Raw genomic sequence first — 17,576 nt, 5'->3', positions numbered from 1 at the left:
GGCGGCGACAGGGCGGGGCTGTGGCCGGACAGAGGGGACCGGCCACACCGCCCCGTCCTGTTGCGTGGTGCGGTGCGCGTTGCGCTATGTGAGACATCCTGGGAACGGCGGCAGGGGGTGTCAAGGGTGCCCGGTTAACGACAGGTAAAGGCCCCCGGGGAAGCGCTGCTCACCGGTCCCCGCGCGACGGCAAAGAAAATCCGACGTGCCGTCAGGTGGTGTCCCGGGCGCTGTGCCCCATGCGGCGGGAGAGTTCCTGGGCCGCCTCCACCACCTTCTTGACCGCCTCCGGCAGTGCGTCGCCGGTCATGCGGTACGCGGGCCCGGAGACCCCGATCGCCCCGATGACCGAGCCGTCGTGCGCCCTGACCTCGGCCCCGACGGCGTTCAGTCCGCTCTCCAGCTCCTCCGTCGTGCAGGCGTACCCCTGCTCGGCCACGACCGCCAGCTCCGCCCGCAGGACCGTCCGGTCGGTGATCGTCCGCTCGGTGAAGCGCTCGGGCGGGTCCGCGAGCAGCACCTCGCGCCGCTCCTTCGGGAGGTGGGCCATCAGGACCTTGCCGGTGGCCGTCGCGTGCAGGGCGAAGCGCCGCCCCAGCCAGTTGTGCGCGGTGACGGCCGCGGGGCCGCGCGCCTGCATGATGTTGACCGCCGCGTCGCTGTCCAGGATCGCGATGTTGGCCGTCTCGCCGGTCTCCTCCGCCAGCGTCCTGATCACCCCGACGCCCTCCTGGGAGATGTCCAGGCGCAGCGCCGCCGCGCCGGCCAGGCGGAGCACGCCGGCGCCGAGGTAGTACTTCCCGCGGTCCTTCTCCTGGCCGACCAGTCCCCGGCTCTCCAACACCCCGAGCAGCCGGAACGCGGTCGACTTGTGGACGCCCAACTCGTCGGCGATGTCGGTGACTCCGGCCTCGCCCTGCTGTGCGAGGATCTCCAGCACGCTCACCGCCCGGTCGACCGACTGGACGGAGCCCGAAGGGCTCCGTTTTCCCTCGTTCGTCTCTTCAGTTGTGTCCGCCACGTTTCCGATCCCATCCACCGGCGTCCCGTTCCGGCCGTCGTTTCTGGAAGCCCTTGACGGCCGGGCGTTCGGCCAGGATTCTGTTGCGCATCGCGCCTCGCGATGCGTCATGTACAACCGTACGATATTGATTCGCGTGAGGGGGGCCTGTGATTCCTGTCTGCCGCCTTGAGGATCTGCCGGAGGGCGAAGCCATACGCATCGACACAGAACCACCCATCGCCGTGTTCCACGCCGAGGGTGAGTTCTACGCGATCGATGACACCTGTACCCACCAGGATGCCTCGCTTTCCGAGGGCTGGGTCGAGAACTGCCAGGTCGAATGCCCGCTGCACGCCGCCTCGTTCGATCTGCGCACGGGCGCGCCGAGCTGCCCGCCCGCGCGCAGGCCCGTCCGGACCCACCGTGTCGAGATTATCGACGGTGTGATCCATGTACGGGTGGCCACACCGGCCCCTGCCGTGGCCGTGGCCGTGGCCGGCGTCGCGGTACCGGTGTCGGTGTCGGTGTCGGCCGAGGTGGCCGTGCCGTTGGCCGTCGCCGCCGAAGGCGGCGCCGTATGAGGTCGGTCGCCGTGGTCGGCGGCTCGCTGGCCGCGGTGCACGCCGTACGGGCGCTGCGCGACCAGGGGTTCGACGGACGCGTCACCGTGATCGGCGAGGAGCCCCACCGCCCCTACGACCGCCCGCCGCTCTCCAAACGGTTCCTCACCGCCGCGGCGCCGCCCGCCCCCGAGGCCCTGCTCGAACCCGACGACGAGGCGCTCGACGTGGAATGGCTCCTCGGCGCGCGCGCCACGCATCTCGACCCGGCCGCGCGGGAGATCACCCTGGCCGGTGGGCGCCGGCTCCGTGCCGACGGCTTCGTCCTCGCCACGGGCGCCGCCGCGCGGGCCCTCCCCGGCGCCGCGCGCAGGCCGCCGGGCGCCCACACCCTGCGCACCCTCGACGACGCCGTGGCACTGCGGGCCGATCTGCACACGGGGCCCCGCCGGGTGGTGGTGATCGGCGCGGGCTTCATCGGCGCCGAAGTCGCCTCCTCCTGCCGGGAACTGGGCCACGACGTCACCGTGGTCGAGGCCGCCGCCTGGCCGCTGCTGCCCCAGCTCGGCACGGAGATGGCGGCGGCGCTCGCCGCGCTGCACGCTCTGCGGGGCACACAACTCCTGTGCGGCACCGGGGTGGTGGCGCTGCGCGGCCGTACCCGGGTGGAGTCGGTGGAGCTGGCCGACGGGCGCACACTCCCGGCCGAGGTGGTCGTCGTCGGTATCGGTGTCACCCCGCGCACCGACTGGCTGGCCGGCTCCGGGCTCGGTGTGGACGACGGTGTGCTCTGCGACGCGGGGTGTGTGACCGCCGCGCCGCACATCGTCGCCGTCGGCGATGTCGCCCGGGTCCACCGGCCCCAACTGGGCGCACCCGTACGGGCGGAACACTGGACCAGCGCGGTCGAACAGCCGGCCGTGGCCGTCCGCAACCTCCTCGCGGGGCACACCGTCGGCACGTACACGGCGCGGCCCTACTTCTGGTCCGACCAGTACGGTGTACGCGTACAGTTCGCCGGCCACCGGGCGCCGGGCGACACCGTACGCGTCGTCGAGGGCGAGCCGGCGCTGGGCGACTTCCTCGCCGTGTACGAACGCGACGGCAGGACCACGGCCGTCCTCTCCGCGAACCGGCCGCGCCCCTTCACCCGGCTGCGCCGCCAACTCGCCCGAGCCTGAGGTTGGTTTTTTGTGTACGGCCGGTGTCCGGGGCCCTACAGCAGCTCCTCGCCCCGCCGTTCGTCGATCCCGGCCATCAACGCCTGGTGGCTGAGCCGGACATGCTCGCGCATCACCCGCTCGGCGCCGTCGCCGTCCTTGGCGGCGATGAGGCCGAGCACCCGGTGGTGCTCGCTGTCCGACGCGTTCAGCCTCCCGGGCCGCGACAGTGAGGTGCGTACCAGGCGCGCGTACGCCAACTGGTACATCAGGGTGCGGTAGTGGGCCTCCAGCTTTCCGTTGTCGGCCCCGCTGACGATCAGGTCGTGGAACTCGTGGACGAGCGAGGCGTAACGGTCGGTGTCACCGTCCCGGACCGCGTCGTCGGCCGCGCGCATGTTCGCCTCCAGCGTGGCCAGTTCCGGTACGTTCCCGCGGAAGGCCGGCAGCCGGGCGGCGGCGCCCTCCAGCAGCTCCTTCATCTGGAACAACTCGGTCAGCTCCCGCCGGGACGGCACCGCGACAAAGGTGCCCACCCGGGGCCGCACCTCGACCAGCCTCGATCTGAAGCTGCTTGAGGGCCTCCCGGATCGGGGTGCGGCTCACACCGACGCGTTCTCCAGCATCTCCCTCGACCCGCCGATGGTCCTGGTCTGCGTACAGAACAGCTCCAGCACCCACCCGGCCCTGAGCCGCGCGAGCCATCTCGGCATCAGCATCCTCGCCGCCGACCAGCTCGACGTCGCCAGGACCTTCGCCTCCAAGGCGGAGGACAAGTTCGCCGGGCCGGCCTGGACCCCCGGTCCCCACGGGGCGCCGCTGATCGGCGGTTCCTGCGCCCAGTTGGAGGTGGAGATCGGTGAACGCCTCCAGGCCGGCAGCCACACCGTCTTCACCGGCCGGGTCGTCTCCGCCCGTCACGACGACCTGGCCCCGCTGGTCTACAGCGGGGGCGGATTCTTCGACATCTCGCAGACGGCGCCCCTGCCGTGGTGAGCCACCGGACCCGCCGCCCGCCCCTCGTTCCGAACCCCGCCCCTCCGTTCATGCCTCCCTCTGTTCCCAGGAGCACGCCATGACGCACGACGCCCCGCCACCGGTGTACGGGAGCGCGGTCACGAAGGTGGAACCCTTCGGGGTCGACCACATCCCCGACAGCGAGCGCCACGGGAAGCCCAGCTCCCAGTTCTTCGTCTGGTTCGCCGCCGGACTCAACTTCCCCATCATCCTGCTGGGGTTCAGCGCGGCCCGGTTCGGGCTGAGCTTCGGCGCCGCGGTCACCGCGATCGTCGCCGGCGCCGGCCTGGGCTCGGTGCTGATGGCCGTCATGTCCCGGATGGGGGTACGGCTCGGCGTACCGCAGCAGATCCAGGCCCGCGGCCCCCTCGGCTTCTACGGCAGCGGCGGCACCTTCGGGGCCGACCCGGGAGCCGACGGATACGTCGGCGCCACCGGCGGCTGGGTCACCTTCGGCGGCTGGTTCCTGTCGTTCCTCGTCGCATGGGTGCCGTTCGCCTCGGACTACTCGCGCTATCTCCCCGACACGGACCACGTGGTGCGCCGTACGGCCTGGTACACCGGCCTCGGCGACTTCGTCACCATCTGCTGGCTGGGCATCCTGGGCGTGCTGGTGGGCTCCAGCTCCACGAGCACGGACTCCATCACGGCACTCCACCAGCTCGCGGGCCCCTTCGCCGTTCCCGCGCTGATCGCCATCGCGCTCTCCGCGCTCGCCCAGAACTTCCTCAACGTCTACGGCGGCGCCATCTCCGTCCAGACGCTCAAGGTGCCGGTCAGCCGGACCCAGGCGGTGACCATCATCTGCGCCCTGGCGTACGGGATCAGCCTGTGGGGCGAGACGGGCACGGAGGAGAAGTTCAAGGTCTTCCTCAACCTGACCGCGAACTTCATCGCGCCCTTCGCGGCCGTGGTCCTGCTGGACTACGTGCTCGGCGGCCGGGCCGACCCGGCGAGGATCGCCGAACTCTACGACCGGAACCGGATCCTCGACTGGGGCATCGTCGTCTGGGTGGCCGGGGTGCTGGCCTCGGTGCCGTTCTGGCAGTCCAGCGCCTTCACCGGCCCGTTCGCGGCGGCGTACCCGGGCGCGGGCGACCTGAGCATGTTCGTCGCGGCCGGCACCGCCGTCGTCCTCTACCTGCTGACCTACCGGCTGAAACCGCTGTGGACGCGTACCCCCGGCACCGGTTCGCCGCCGGACGCGCACGCCGCGGAACGGGAGCCGGCGGCCACCGGCCCGACGGGCTGACGCCGCCTTCCGGAAGGAGGTGTGCCCGGAGCCCGGCGCGGGCGCACCTGGTGCCGGCCCCCCGCTCCCGTTACGGTCCTGGAATGCCGGACTTCGACCCAGGGTCTCCCGCCTTCCTCGCCGACCCGTACCCCGCCTACGCCGAACTGCGGGCCCGCGGCCGGGCGCACTACTACGAGCCGAGCGACCAGTGGCTCGTCCCGCACCACGCGGATGTCTCGGCGCTGCTGCGCGACCGCCGCCTCGGCCGCTCCTACGGGCACCGGTTCACCCACGAGGAGTTCGGCAGGACCCCGCCGCCGGCCGGGCACGAACCGTTCCACGAGCTGAACGACCAGGGGATGCTGGAGCTGGAGCCCCCGGACCACACCCGGATCCGGCGCCTGGTGTCGAAGGCGTTCACCCCGCGCACCGTCGAGCGGCTCGCCCCGTACGTACGGCAGCTCGCCCGTACCCTCGTGGCGCGGCTGGTGGAGCGGGGCGGCGGCGATCTGCTGACCGCCGTCGCGGAGCCGCTGCCGGTCGCGGTCATCGCGGAGATGCTGGGCGTGCCCGAGGCGGACCGCCCGCTGCTGCGGCCGTGGTCGGCGGCGATCTGCGGGATGTACGAGCTGAATCCGCCGGAGGAGACGGCCCGGCGCGCGGTCACCGCCTCGGTGGAGTTCTCCGCGTATCTGCGTGAACTGATCGCGGCCCGCCGGGAGAAGCCCGGCGACGATCTCGTCTCGGGGCTCATCGCCGCCCATGACGACGGCGAGAGACTGACGGAGGCCGAGATGGTCGCGACCTGCGCGCTGCTGCTGAACGCCGGACACGAGGCGACGGTGAACGCCACGGTCAACGGCTGGCACGCGCTCTTCCGCAACCCCGGTCAGCTCGCCGCGCTCCGCGCGGACCGGGCCCTGCTGTCCACGGCGGTGGAGGAGTTGATGCGCTACGACACCCCGCTCCAGCTCTTCGAGCGGTGGGTGCTCGACGAGATCGAGGTCGGTGGGACGAGGGTGCCGCGCGGCGCCGAGGTCGCGCTGCTCTTCGGCTCGGCCAACCACGACCCGGCCGTCTTCGCGGCGCCGGAGACCCTGGACCTCTCGCGTCGCGAGAACCCGCACATCTCCTTCGGCGCGGGCATCCACTACTGCGTGGGCGCCCCGCTGGCCCGTATCGAACTGGCGGCCTCGCTCTCCGCGCTGCTGGACCTGGCCCCCGGCCTGCGCCCGGCGGGGGAGCCGGTGCGCAAGCCGAACTTCGTGATCCGGGGACTGGAAGGACTGCCGGTCCAGGTGTGACGGAACGGGGCCCGCGGGGCGCCCTGCGGGCGACTACTCGACGACGAGCTCGACCGGGATGTTGCCCCGCGTCGCCTTGGAATAGGGGCAGACCTCGTGGGCCTGCTTGACCAGGAGTTCACCCGTCTCGCCCGCGAGCGACTCGGGCAGCTCGACCCGCAGCGTGACGGTGAGGCCGAAGCCGGCCCCGTCCTTGCCGATGCCGACCTCGGCGGTCACCGACACGTCGCTCGTGTCGACCTTCGCCTTGCTGCCGACCAGTCCCAGCGCGCTGGCGAAGCAGGCGGCGTATCCGGCGGCGAAGAGCTGCTCGGGGTTGGTGCCCTCGCCGGAGCCTCCCAGGGCCGGCGGCATGGCCAGCGGCAGGTCCAGCCGGCCGTCGGAGCTGACCGCACGTCCCTCCCGGCCGTTGGCGGTCGCCACAGCGGTGTACAGCGCGTCCATCGAAACCATCCCTCTCGTCGTCGGCGGTCCGGTGTGCCGCCGTCATCATGAGAGTACACAATTAAGTTGTGCACAATCTAATAGCCCGGTCGGGCTATCCTGGACCCATGACCGCGACGCCGACGCCGACCGCTGCCGTGCCCGATGCGGACTTCCTCCGCCTGGACCGGCAGATCTGCTTCTCCCTGAACGCCGCCTCGCGTGCCTTCGGTGGCGTCTACCGCGTGCTGCTCAAGGACCTCGGGCTCACCTACCCCCAGTACCTGGTCATGCTCGTGCTGTGGGAGCACGGCACGCTTCCGGTCAAGGAGGTGGGCGAGCATCTGCGGCTCGACTCCGGCACGCTGTCCCCGCTGCTGAAGCGGATGGAGGGCGCGGGGCTCGTCCGGCGCGAGCGCGACGCGCGCGACGAACGCTCGGTGCGGGTGTACCTCACCGAGCGGGGAGCGGCCCTGCGGGAGCGCGCGCTGAGCGTGCCGCGCAGGATCGCGGCGGCTACCGGGTTCGGCGTCGACGAGATCGACGACCTGCGGTCCCGGCTGGACCGGCTCACCCGCGCGCTGGACGCGGTGGAACTCGACGACGGCCCGCGCGCCGAGCCGGGGCTCTGAGGCTGTACCCACGCGGCCGTACCCGCGCGGCCGGGCCGTGCGCCCGGCAATGCGGGTGCGGCGCTGCCTGGTCCCGGCCGCGCGGGTACGGCCCGGCCTGGTCCCGGCCGCGCGGGTACGGCGCTACGCGTCCCGCTCGTCGTGTGCGCGGGCCGGTGCCGGGAGCACCGCTCTGGCGACCAGCTCCCGCCAGCCCTCCTCGATCCGGGCGAGCGAGAACCCCCGCTGTACATGGAGGTGGTGGAGCAGCGCCGTGTCCAGGTAGTTGAGGAGCGCGTGGGCGAGCATCTCGATGTCGCCGCTCGCCCCCGCCTGGCGCAGCAGCTCCATCACGTGCGTCAGCCGGACCGTCAGGGCGGGGACCAGATGGCGCCGCTCGGTACTGAGCTCGGCGGCGAGGAACAGGTCCAGGTGGTCCAGGTTGAGGCGGATGGTGGCCGTGCCGAACGCGGCCAGCCGCTCGGCCGCCGGGGCGCCGGGGCCGAGCGGCGGGGGCCCGCTCAGGAACCCCCGCTGGAATTCCCGCTCGGTGTGGTCCACCAGCGCCAGCATGAGCCCCGCGCGGTCCCCGAAGCGGCGGAACAGTGTGCCTTTGCCCACCCGGGCGGCCGAGGCCACCGCCTCCATGGTCACGTTCCGCGCGCCGAGGTCGCGCACCAGCGTCGCGGCGGCGTCGAGCAACCGGACGCGGTTCTGTGCGGCGTCCGCGCGTTCGCGGGCGGGCTGGCCAAGAACGGGCAGTTCCCGCAGGCCTGTTGATCGCTTCTCCGGAGGGGCGCTGTCCGCGTTCATGAGACTCACCTTAACCGGCTCCGGCGAAAGTGGACCCTGGTCCGCTTGGGGTGTTTAATGAGGGAAAGGGAAGCGGACCATGGTCCACTTCGATCTCCCCCCTCTGCTCAGGAGCCCGTCATGTCTGTACGTGTCCTCGCCCTCGTCGGCAGCCTGCGTGCCGGTTCGCACAACCGTCAGCTCGCCGAGGCGGCCGTCAAGCTCGCCCCCGAGGGTGTCGAGGTCGTCCTCTACGAAGGTCTCGCGGACGTCCCCTTCTACAACGAGGACATCGACGTCGAGGGTGCTGTCCCCGCCGGTGCCGCCGCCCTGCGTGAGGCCGCCGGACAGGCGGACGCCTTCCTGCTGTTCTCGCCGGAGTACAACGGCACCATCCCCGCCGTGCTGAAGAACGCCATCGACTGGCTGTCCCGCCCCTTCGGCGCGGGCGCGCTGACCGGCAGGCCGGCCGCCGTCGTCGGCACCGCCTACGGCCAGTTCGGCGGCGTCTGGGCCCAGGACGAGACCCGCAAGGCCCTCGGTATCGCGGGCAGCGCGGTCCTGGCCGACGCGAAGCTCTCCATCCCCGGCTCCGTGGTCCGCTTCGCGGAACTGCACCCGCAGGACGACGCCGAGGTCACCGAGCAGCTCCCCGGGATCCTCGCCCAGCTCGCCGCCGCCACCCCCGTGGCCGCCTGACCCGGCATCGGCATCCGGCACCCCGCGCCGCCGGCGCCTTCTCCGTCACCCGCCCCGCCCCGCACCGGACCACCGGCGCGGGGCGGTGTCGTATCGCCTCCGGTCATATCCCCTCCGAGGGGCGAGGCCCCGCCGAGGGGCGAGGCGGAGTTCACCCGGACCGGTCGCCGCCCCGCTCCAGCACCCGCTTCAGCCGCGCGAGATCGGCGGACACCATCTCCGCGTCGCGCCGGAACTCCTCGTCACTCGTCCCCGGCGCCCGGCGCAGCGTGAAGACCACCTCGCACCCGGTGCCGTCGGCGATCACCCGTACCGGGTTGTGGACGATCTCGCCCGAGGGCAGCGTGACATCGTGATCGAGCACGCCGAATTCGTTCGGGGGTGCGAAGGCGACCACGACCCGCCCCATGGGCGACGATTCCGCGATCCACTGCCCGTCGATCCTGTCGATGGAGTCCCCCAGTCCCCGCGCCCACTCGGGCAGATGGGCGGGGTCCGACGCGTAGTCGTACACCTCCTCGGCGGGACGGTCGATATGCGTGCTGATGTGCCGCGACTCCGCGGTGAAACTCTCCATGGGCGTGACGGTACCGAGCCTCCGACGTCGTGGTCTTGAACGAATCGGCCACCTCTGTTCGAAGAGCCGAACAGTCAGTGGGTTAACATATGAGCGCCGCCTAGCTCGAAAGATGTGTCTGTGACTGTCATTGAGGATTCGTTCACCAACTGGAACAACCGCGAGAGGATCGCGGAATCGATGATCCCGATCATCGGGAAGCTGCACCGCGAGCGGGACGTCACGGTCCTGCTCCACAGCCGCTCCCTGGTGAACAAATCGGTCGTCAGCATTCTCAAGACCCACCGGTTCGCCCGGCAGATCGCCGGCGAGGAACTCTCGGTCACCGACACGCTGCCGTTCCTGGAAGCGCTCACCACGCTCGACCTCGGTCCCTCCCAGATCGACCTCGGCATGCTCGCCGCGACGTACCGGAGCGACGACCGCAGGCTCTCCGTCACCGAGTTCACCGCCGAGGCCGTGGCCGGAGCCACCGGCGCCAACAAGACCGAGCGCCGCGCCCCGCGGGACGTCGTCCTCTACGGCTTCGGCCGCATCGGCCGCCTCGTCGCCCGCCTGCTCATCGAGAAGGCCGGCTCCGGCAACGGCCTGCGGCTGCGCGCCATCGTCGTCCGCCAGGGCGCCGGCCGGGCCGCCGACGACCTCGTCAAGCGCGCCTCGCTGCTGCGCCGGGACTCCATCCACGGCCAGTTCCAGGGCACGATCAGCGTCGACGAGGCGAACAGCAGGATCATCGCCAACGGCAACGAGATCAAGATGATCTACTCCGACGACCCCACGTCGGTGGACTACACGGCGTACGGCATCAACGACGCCATCCTCATCGACAACACCGGCAGGTGGCGCGACCGCGAGGGCCTCTCGAAGCACCTGCGCCCCGGCATCGCCAAGGTCGTCCTGACCGCGCCCGGCAAGGGCGACGTCCCCAACGTCGTCCACGGCGTCAACCACGACACGGTCAAGCCGGACGAGCGGATCCTGTCCTGCGCGTCCTGCACCACCAACGCGATCGTCCCGCCGCTGAAGGCGATGGCGGACGAGTACGGTGTCCTGCGCGGCCACGTCGAGACCGTCCACTCGTACACCAACGACCAGAACCTGCTGGACAACTACCACGGGTCCGACCGCCGCGGCCGCTCGGCGGCGCTCAACATGGTCATCACCGAGACCGGCGCCGCCTCCGCCGTCGCCAAGGCGCTGCCCGACCTCGACGCACCGATCACCGGCAGCTCGATCCGGGTCCCGGTGCCGGATGTCTCGATCGCGATCCTCAGCCTGCGGCTCGGACGCGAGACCACCCGTGAGGAGGTCCTCGACCACCTCCGGGAGGTCTCGCTCACCTCGCCGCTCAAGCGCCAGATCGACTTCATCAGCGCCCCCGACGCGGTGTCGAGCGACTTCATCGGCTCGCGCCACGCCTCGATCGTCGACGCCGGCGCCACCAAGGTCGACGGCGACAACGCGATCCTCTACCTCTGGTACGACAACGAGTTCGGCTACTCCTGCCAGGTCATCCGTGTCGTGCAGCACGTCTCCGGGGTGGAGTACCCGACCTACCCGGCCCCGGCCGTCTGACCCGGGCGCTCGGGCGGGCCGTGCTCACCCGGTCGGCGCGAGTACGGTCGGGCGCCCTCCCAGCGCGGCCGAGAACTGGTCCGTGACCTGCGCCAGCGCCTCCGCGGCGGCGGGCGCGACCACGGCGCCGCCCGCGCCGCCGGCCGTGATGTCCTTGTCGAGGGTGAACCAGCCGGGCACGATGTGCCCCGCGCCCATGGAACTGAGCACCGGGCGCAGGGCGTAGTCGATGGCCAGGACATGGGCCGTGCTGCCGCCGGTGGCCAGCGGCAGCACGGTCTTGCCGGCCAGCGCGTACTGGGGGAGCAGGTCGAGCAGCGACTTCAGCAGTCCCGAGTACGCGGCCTTGTACACGGGAGTGCCGATCACCACCCCGTCGGCCCGTTCGAACAGGGCCGTGGCCGCGACGATCGCCGGATGGCCGAAGTCGGCGCCGAGCAGCGCGTCGGCGGGGAGGGTGCGCACCTCGAACGGGGTCACGTCGTGGCCCTGACGGCGGAGCCGGTCGTCCAGGTGGCGCAGGAGCCGGTTGGTGCGGGAGGTGGGGGAAGGGCTTCCGGAGACGGACAGGATGACGGCCATGGCGGGACCTTTCGGGTTCGGGATGGGGGGTTCGTACGTACGGAGCGGGCGGGCGGGGCCGGATGGTCCCCCCTGCCGGGCGCTCACCAGGGGCTCACCACGGGCTGGACCGCACCGTGATCAGCGGCCGCAGTTCATTGCGCAGCGTCTCCAGGAAGGTGACGACCTCGGCCGCCACCGAGCGGTGCTGGAGATCGTTGAGGACGTCGTGGTGGGCGCCGTGGACGACCGAGAGCCGGGCGCGCGGCCATGACTTCGCGGTCCGCACGAGCGCCTCGTGATCGGCGAGGGGATCGGCGTCGCCGGTGAGGAGCAGCACCGGGACCGTGACCTCGCCCTCGTCGGCGGCGGCCAGCAGGGACTCCGGCACCGCCTCGTCGAGCGCGCCCCGCCGGACCCGGGGATCCTCGGTGAGCACCCCGCGGTGCGCGGGGCAGGCGGTGCGGACGTCGAGCTCGCGGTCCCAGGCGCCGGCGGTGCCGCCGGTCCGGCCGGGCAGGCCCGCGAGGACGAGGGCGTCCGGCGGCCGGACGGCCGGAGCCCCCGCCCGGCCGAGGAACGCGGCGAGGGCGACGGCCCCCGAGTCGGCTCCGACGAGGACGACGGGCCGGACGGCGCCGTCCTGCGGCCCGGTGTCCTCGACGGCGTCGGAGAGCTGGACGGCGAGCCGGTCCAGGGAGGCGGCCGGGTCACCGGCGTCGAGGACCGGAGCCTCGACCACCCGGACGCGGTAGGCGTCGGCGGCGAGCCGCCTGCCGAAGCGGGCGTAGGTGGCCCGGGTCTCACCGCGGCCGGGAACGACGAGGACGGTGCCGCGGGTGCGCAGCCCCTCGGGGCCGTGGTGGTCGTCGTACTGGGTCATGTCACACTCCTGCGGATACGGGCTCGGTGTGACGGTTGGCCGGGACCGGCAGGCCGAGGTTGCCGCGCAGGGTGTCCGCCGCGTACTCGGTGCGGAACAGGCCGCGCCCCTGGAGGATCGGCACGACGCCGTCGACGAAGAGGCCGAGGTCGTCGTCGGTGCGGAAGGCGAGGTTGATGCCGTCGAAGGCGCCCGCGGCGAACCACCGCTCGATGGTGTCGGCGACGGTCCCCGGCGCCCCCACGAACGGCGACCGGCGGAACTGGGCGACGGACTCGGCGACCTGACGCAACGTCAGCTCCTCGGCCCGGGCCCGCTCGACGATCCTGGCGGCGCCGGTGCGGCCGCCCTTCTCGGCGAGGTGCGCCACATCGGGGAAGGGCGCGTCCAGGTCGTGCGCACGGAAGTCGTACGCGCCGAACGAGCGGCCGAGCAGGGCGAGATTCCGGTCGAAGTCGTTGTCCTCCTCGAAGATCTCCCGTTCGCGCCGCCGGGCCTCCCCGTCCGTGGCCGCGACGACCGGTCCGCCGTGGATGAAGATCTTGATGTGGTCGGGGTCGCGGCCGTACGACGCGGTGCGCCTTTTGATGTCCGCGTAGTACTCCCGCGCCTGCTCCAGGGTGCCGCCCGGCGCGTAGATGCCCTCGGCGACCCGCGCGGCGAGGTCGCGGCCCTCCTCGGAGACCCCGGCCTGGAAGATCACCGGCTGACCCTGCGGGGAGCGGGAGAGGTTCAGCGGCCCGGCGACCGTGAAGTGCTCGCCCACGTGGTTCAGTTCATGCAGTTTGGCCGGGTCCAGGAAGACATTGCCCGCCACGTCGGCGGGGAAGGCGTCGTCCTCGTACGAGTCCCACAGCCCGCGGGCGACCTGCACGAACTCCAGGGCGCGGCCGTAGCGGGTGGCGTAGTCGAGGTGTTCGTCGAACCCGTAGTTCCTGGAGGTTCCGGTGTCGAAACTGGTGACGACGTTCCAGCCGGCGCGACCGCCGCTGATGTGGTCGAGCGAGGCGAACCGGCGGGCCAGGTTGAAGGGCGAGTTGTACGTGGAACTCGCCGTGCCCACCAGCCCGATGTGCCGGGTGTGGGTGGCGACCGCCGACAACAGGGTCAGCGGTTCGAGGCGGTTGAGGTAGTGCGCCGGGTAGGTGGCGTTGATGAACTGGCTGTCGACGACGAACAGGGCGTCGAAGAGGGCGTGTTCGGCGGCCTGGGCCTGGCGGATGTAGTAGCCGATGTCGATGCTCGCGTTCTTCGCGACCCGGGGGTCCTTCCACAGGCCGTGCTGGCCGGGGCCGCCGACACCGTAGGGGTGGAGCGCCAGATGGATGGTGCGGGACATGACGGGTTCCCTTCTCTTCTCGGGCTGAGGTGTCTTCTCGGACTGAGGTTCTTCTGCCGTGTGTCGGGCTGAGGGCTGGCGTCGGGCTCAGGGGTGCGACAGGGCGGCGCGCAGGGCCTCGCGTTCGGCCCGGTCGGCCGGTCCGGAGCGCAGGGTCGGTGCCGAGCTGACGAGGAGGCGTGTGTAGGGGTGGCGCGGGCGGCCGATGACATCGCGGGCGGCACCGGTCTCGACCAGCTCCCCCCGGTACAGCACCGCGATCCGGTCGGCGACACCGGCCACGGACCCGAGGTCGTGGGAGATGAGGACGAGGGCCACCCCGGCCGCCCGCAGTTCCTTGAGGATCTCCAGGACCTGTACGCGGTTGGCCGAGTCCAGGGCGCTGACCGGCTCGTCGAGGATGACCACCCGTGGTTCGGTGACCAGTGCCCTGGCCACCGCGACCCGTTGGCGCTGGCCGCCGGAGAGTTCCCCGGGCAGCCGGTCGAGCAGGTCCGCGGAGAGCCGGACCCGGTCGAGGAACACCCGCACCCGGCGCGTCGCCTCGTCGCGCGTCACGCCCTGGACGAGCAGCGGTTCGGCCAGCGAGGTCCCGACGGTGAGGTCCGGGTCGAGGCTGCGCAGGGGATCCTGGAAGACGTACTGGATCACGCCGCGGCGGCGCAGGGCGCGCCACTGACGTGGGCCGTACGCGCCGACCTCCTCCCCGGCGACGACGACCGACCCCGCCGAGGCGCGCACCAGGCCGAGGACGGTACGGGCGAGCGTGGACTTGCCCGAACCCGTCTCGCCGATGATGCCGACGGTCTCGCCCGGCGCGACCTCCAGCGAGACCCCGTGCAGGGCGCGGCGGCGCCGGCGCCCCCGTCCGTACCGCACGTCGAGGTCCCTGACCTCCAGGACCGGGTCCGTGCTCCGCCCGCGGCCGGCGGGCTCCTGCCGCGGCAGTCCGGTGGTCACGCGCCCTCCTCGGGGGTGAGGAACTTCTCCAGCCCGTACTGCTCGTGCTCGGCGATCAGCAGCCGCGTGTACGCGTGGCGCGGACGGTGGAGCACCTCACGCGTCGGGCCGTGTTCGACCACCTCGCCCTCCCGCATGACCAGGACCTCGTCGCACAACTGGGCGACGACGGCCAGGTCGTGGGAGACCACGACGAGCGCCAGCCCGGTCCGCTCGCGCAGGTCGGCCAGGAGATCGAGGATCTCGGCCTGGACGGTGACGTCGAGCGCGGTCGTGGCCTCGTCGGCGATGAGGATTCGCGGCCCGGCGGCGATCGCCGCCGCGATGAGGACCCGCTGGAGCATTCCGCCGGACAGCTCGTAGGGGTACTGGTCCCGGACCAGCTCGGGGTCGCGCAGGCGCACCGCGCGCAGCAGTTCGGTCGCCCCGCGGCGGGCCTCACGCCGCCGGGCGCCCTTCTTGACCCGGATGACCTCGGCGATCTGCGCGCCCACCCGGATCGAGGGAGTGAGGTAGGACGCCGGGTCCTGGAAGACCGCGCTGATCGTGGCGCCCCGCAGCGCCGTCCACCGGGCGGGCGTCAGGGCCGCGATGTCACTGCCGTCGATCTCGATCGAGCCGCCGGTCACCTCGAAGTGGGCGGGCAGGATGCCCAGCGTGGCGCGGCAGGTGAGGGTCTTCCCGCTGCCCGACTCGCCGACGATGCCGACCGCCTTACCGGGCGTGAGTGTGAAGCTCACCCCGTGGACGATCTCCCGGCCGCCCGCCCGGTCGCTGATCCGGACGTCGCGCACCGACAGCACCGGCGCCGCCGGGCCGGCCGGACCGCCGGCGCCCGGGGCCCCGGGCCCGAGGCCCGCCGTGGCCTGGGCCGTGGCGTGGGCCTTGGCTCCGGCTCCGGCTTTGGTGTCGGTGTCGAGCTGGTCGGACAGTGTCGTCATCACGCACCTCCGGCGGGGGCGGGGTCGGCCTGGTCGAGGCGGTTGGCACGGGCCTTGCGGCTGTTGACGAGCGCGCGGCCCGCCTCGCCGGACACATCGCGGATCGCGTCGGCGAGGAGGTTGCAGGCCCAGACGGTGATCATGATCAGCAGGGCGGGGGCGAACGGAGCCCAGGGCCGGTGGCTCAGGTATCCGAGGTCCGAGGCGAGCAGCCCGCCCCACGTGGGCGCGGGCGGCTGGACGCCGATCCCGAGGAAGGTCAGGCTCGACACGATCACGAAGCCCACCCCGATGGTCTGTGCGAGCGCGACCGCGATCGGCGGGAGCACCTTGGCCCACACGTGGCGGCGCACGATCCAGCCGGTGGAGGCACCGGCGACGAGCGCCGCCTCCACGTACTGCGAGCGGGCCACGGCCAGCGTGGCGGCGCGGGCGACCCGGTAGAACAGGGGCGACACCAGCGCGCCGGTGACGAGCATCGCCTGGGTGATGCCGTTGCCGAGCAGCGCGATGACGGCGACGGCGAACAGCAGGAACGGCAGCGCGACGAGTGTGTCGGCCAGCCGGAGGGTGATCCACTCGAAGACCCGCCCCAGGTGGACCGAGAGGATGCCGGGGACCGCTCCGACGACCAGCGCGGTGAGCGCGACTTCGAGCGAGCCGAGCACACTGACGCGGGAACCGTCGAGGAGCCGGCTCAGCACGTCACGGCCGAGATGGTCCGTCCCCAGCCAGTGGGCGCCCGAGACGCCGGCCAGGGTGTTGTCACCGGCGGCCAGCGGGTCCTGGGGAGCGAGCAGCGGACCGAACAGGGCGAGCAGGGCGATCACGGCGAGGACGGCCACGGCGATCCGGCCGGACGTCAGGGCGAGCACGCGGCGCACCATGGTCACACCCCCCGCTGGGCTGCCGGAGTCACCCGTGCCAGCACCAGATTGACGATCAGGTTGAAGGCGACGACCAGGACGATCGACACCACGAGGACCCCCTGCACGGCGGGTACGTCACCGGCCTGGGCGGAGTCGTTGGCGAACCGGCCGAAACCCTGCAGACCGAAGATCCACTCCGTGACGACGGAGGCGCCGACCAGGGAGGGGAACTTCAGGCCGAGGGTCGCGAGCGTCGGGCCCAGGCCGCCCGGCAGCACATGGCCGAAGAAGATCCGGCGCGTACCGAGCCCTCGTACCACCGCGCCCGTGACGTAGTTCTCGCGGTAGGCGGCGATCAGGCTGGTGCGCAACTGGCGGGCCACATCGGCGATGACGTCGAAGCTCAGCGCGACGGCGGGCAGGGTGATGTGGGCGAGCCACGGGCCCACGCCCTGTTCCGCCGGGACGTAACCGGCGGAGGGGAACAGCCGCAGCCCCACCGCGAAGACGGCGACCAGCACGATGCCGACGACGAAGGCCGGCATCACCGAGATCACCGTGACGAAGCCGGTGACGACGCGGTCGACCCAGGTGGTGCGCCGCAGTGCCGCGACCGTGCCGAGGGCGAAGCCCACGACCACGCCGATGAGCAGCGCGAAGGCCGCCACCGACAGACTCACCCCCAGGCCGAGGCCGATGAGGGTGGAGACGTCGGCCCCGTTGGTCCAGCTGGTACCGAGCTGTCCGTGCAGGACACCGGTGAACCAGTCCCCGTACTGCGTCAGGAAGGGCCGGTCGAGACCCCACTGGGCCTCGACCCTGGCGATCGCCTCGGGTGTCGCCTCCTCGCCCAGCTGGATCCGCGCCGGGCTGAGCCCGCTCAGGGACCGCAGCGCGAACGTCACGAACGTAGCGACCAGGAAGACCGGCACGAAGATCGCGACCGACCGGGCGAGCGTGATCAGGACACGGCCCAGCACCTGCCGGGCCCTGGGGCCGTGCGCCGCCGCGAGCCCGCGCCGGGGGACGGGCGGGGCCTCGGCCTCTGCCGTCGTCATGGTGAACCTC

At 72.2% G+C, this 17,576-nt stretch carries 19 protein-coding genes and 1 pseudogene; 8 read left to right on the top strand and 12 right to left on the bottom strand.

All coding sequences use genetic code 11. The annotated features are described in order from the left end of the window. Positions 1–211: 211 nt before the first annotated feature. Complete coding sequence (locus AB0P17_RS25560; RefSeq protein WP_365814248.1) at positions 212–1,021, bottom strand: IclR family transcriptional regulator; 810 nt, start codon at positions 1,019–1,021, stop codon at positions 212–214. 149 nt (positions 1,022–1,170) lie between these two features. On the opposite strand from AB0P17_RS25560, the pseudogene AB0P17_RS25555 reads away from it, so the two are divergent. Both AB0P17_RS25555 and AB0P17_RS25550 read left to right on the top strand, forming a co-directional pair. Continuing rightward, positions 1,171–1,464: pseudogene (locus AB0P17_RS25555) on the top strand (bifunctional 3-phenylpropionate/cinnamic acid dioxygenase ferredoxin subunit); the annotation flags it as partial. A 116-nt stretch (positions 1,465–1,580) separates the two neighbouring features. Next, the gene (locus tag AB0P17_RS25550) at positions 1,581–2,744 is read left to right on the top strand and encodes an FAD-dependent oxidoreductase (protein WP_365814247.1); all 1,164 of its coding nucleotides are present in this window, start codon (positions 1,581–1,583) and stop codon (positions 2,742–2,744) included. 35 nt (positions 2,745–2,779) lie between these two features. On the opposite strand, the gene AB0P17_RS25545 is transcribed toward AB0P17_RS25550, so the two are convergent. Then, complete coding sequence (locus tag AB0P17_RS25545) at positions 2,780–3,259, bottom strand: GntR family transcriptional regulator (RefSeq protein ID WP_365814246.1); 480 nt, start codon at positions 3,257–3,259, stop codon at positions 2,780–2,782. On the opposite strand from AB0P17_RS25545, the gene AB0P17_RS25540 reads away from it, so the two are divergent. The 3 genes from AB0P17_RS25540 to AB0P17_RS25530 all read left to right on the top strand — a co-directional run bounded on the left by AB0P17_RS25540 (position 3,252) and on the right by AB0P17_RS25530 (position 6,278). Further along, complete coding sequence (locus tag AB0P17_RS25540) at positions 3,252–3,719, top strand: flavin reductase family protein (RefSeq protein WP_365814245.1); 468 nt, start codon at positions 3,252–3,254, stop codon at positions 3,717–3,719. The genes AB0P17_RS25545 and AB0P17_RS25540 overlap by 8 nt on opposite strands. Before the next feature lie 79 nt (positions 3,720–3,798). Further along, on the top strand, positions 3,799–4,992 hold the full coding sequence (locus tag AB0P17_RS25535) for a cytosine permease (protein WP_365814244.1): 1,194 nt from the start codon (positions 3,799–3,801) through the stop codon (positions 4,990–4,992). Between the two features lie 83 nt (positions 4,993–5,075). Further along, positions 5,076–6,278 carry a cytochrome P450 gene (locus tag AB0P17_RS25530; protein WP_365814243.1) on the top strand — a complete coding sequence of 401 codons (1,203 nt, stop codon included), beginning with the start codon at positions 5,076–5,078 and terminating at the stop codon, positions 6,276–6,278. Positions 6,279–6,311: 33 nt separating this feature from the next. Here AB0P17_RS25530 and AB0P17_RS25525 read toward each other — a convergent pair whose 3' ends face one another. After that, the gene (locus tag AB0P17_RS25525) at positions 6,312–6,722 is read right to left on the bottom strand and encodes an organic hydroperoxide resistance protein (protein ID WP_365814242.1); all 411 of its coding nucleotides are present in this window, start codon (positions 6,720–6,722) and stop codon (positions 6,312–6,314) included. A 107-nt stretch (positions 6,723–6,829) separates the two neighbouring features. Between AB0P17_RS25525 and AB0P17_RS25520 the strand changes: the two genes are divergently transcribed. After that, positions 6,830–7,333 carry a MarR family transcriptional regulator gene (locus tag AB0P17_RS25520; protein ID WP_365814241.1) on the top strand — a complete coding sequence of 168 codons (504 nt, stop codon included), beginning with the start codon at positions 6,830–6,832 and terminating at the stop codon, positions 7,331–7,333. A gap of 123 nt (positions 7,334–7,456) precedes the next feature. Here the strand turns inward: AB0P17_RS25520 and AB0P17_RS25515 are convergent, their stop codons facing one another. Next, positions 7,457–8,125: a helix-turn-helix domain-containing protein gene (locus AB0P17_RS25515; RefSeq protein WP_365814240.1), complete on the bottom strand. Its 669-nt coding sequence runs from the start codon at positions 8,123–8,125 to the stop codon at positions 7,457–7,459. Positions 8,126–8,245: 120 nt separating this feature from the next. On the opposite strand from AB0P17_RS25515, the gene AB0P17_RS25510 reads away from it, so the two are divergent. Further along, positions 8,246–8,803 carry an NAD(P)H-dependent oxidoreductase gene (locus tag AB0P17_RS25510; RefSeq protein ID WP_365814239.1) on the top strand — a complete coding sequence of 186 codons (558 nt, stop codon included), beginning with the start codon at positions 8,246–8,248 and terminating at the stop codon, positions 8,801–8,803. Positions 8,804–8,954: 151 nt separating this feature from the next. Here the strand turns inward: AB0P17_RS25510 and AB0P17_RS25505 are convergent, their stop codons facing one another. After that, positions 8,955–9,380 (bottom strand): SRPBCC family protein, encoded by a 426-nt coding sequence (locus AB0P17_RS25505; RefSeq protein ID WP_365814238.1) that lies wholly within the window; start codon positions 9,378–9,380, stop codon positions 8,955–8,957. 120 nt (positions 9,381–9,500) lie between these two features. On the opposite strand from AB0P17_RS25505, the gene AB0P17_RS25500 reads away from it, so the two are divergent. Beyond that, complete coding sequence (locus tag AB0P17_RS25500) at positions 9,501–10,955, top strand: glyceraldehyde-3-phosphate dehydrogenase (protein WP_365814237.1); 1,455 nt, start codon at positions 9,501–9,503, stop codon at positions 10,953–10,955. A gap of 24 nt (positions 10,956–10,979) precedes the next feature. Here the strand turns inward: AB0P17_RS25500 and ssuE are convergent, their stop codons facing one another. The 7 genes from ssuE to AB0P17_RS25465 form a co-directional block, all read right to left on the bottom strand. After that, complete coding sequence (ssuE, locus tag AB0P17_RS25495; RefSeq protein ID WP_365814236.1) at positions 10,980–11,537, bottom strand: NADPH-dependent FMN reductase; 558 nt, start codon at positions 11,535–11,537, stop codon at positions 10,980–10,982. A gap of 94 nt (positions 11,538–11,631) precedes the next feature. Further along, a complete protein-coding gene (locus AB0P17_RS25490; RefSeq protein ID WP_365814235.1) occupies positions 11,632–12,399 on the bottom strand; it encodes an alpha/beta hydrolase in 768 nt (255 codons plus the stop codon). Position 12,400: 1 nt separating this feature from the next. After that, positions 12,401–13,738 (bottom strand): NtaA/DmoA family FMN-dependent monooxygenase, encoded by a 1,338-nt coding sequence (locus AB0P17_RS25485; protein ID WP_365814234.1) that lies wholly within the window; start codon positions 13,736–13,738, stop codon positions 12,401–12,403. An 87-nt stretch (positions 13,739–13,825) separates the two neighbouring features. Continuing rightward, on the bottom strand, positions 13,826–14,698 hold the full coding sequence (locus AB0P17_RS25480) for an ABC transporter ATP-binding protein (RefSeq protein ID WP_365814233.1): 873 nt from the start codon (positions 14,696–14,698) through the stop codon (positions 13,826–13,828). Then, positions 14,695–15,639: an ABC transporter ATP-binding protein gene (locus AB0P17_RS25475; RefSeq protein WP_365814232.1), complete on the bottom strand. Its 945-nt coding sequence runs from the start codon at positions 15,637–15,639 to the stop codon at positions 14,695–14,697. Before AB0P17_RS25475 ends, AB0P17_RS25480 begins: the two co-directional genes overlap by 4 nt. After that, positions 15,639–16,526: an ABC transporter permease gene (locus AB0P17_RS25470; protein WP_365814231.1), complete on the bottom strand. Its 888-nt coding sequence runs from the start codon at positions 16,524–16,526 to the stop codon at positions 15,639–15,641. Before AB0P17_RS25470 ends, AB0P17_RS25475 begins: the two co-directional genes overlap by 1 nt. Before the next feature lie 2 nt (positions 16,527–16,528). Then, a complete protein-coding gene (locus AB0P17_RS25465) occupies positions 16,529–17,566 on the bottom strand; it encodes an ABC transporter permease (RefSeq protein ID WP_365814230.1) in 1,038 nt (345 codons plus the stop codon). Between the last annotated feature and the right edge of the window lie 10 nt (positions 17,567–17,576).

Source organism: Streptomyces sp. NPDC088124, assembly GCF_040685895.1.
Taxonomy (GTDB): domain Bacteria; phylum Actinomycetota; class Actinomycetes; order Streptomycetales; family Streptomycetaceae; genus Streptomyces.
The sequence above is the reverse complement of the archived record's forward strand: the minus strand, read 5'-3'. Positions and strand labels throughout refer to the sequence as shown.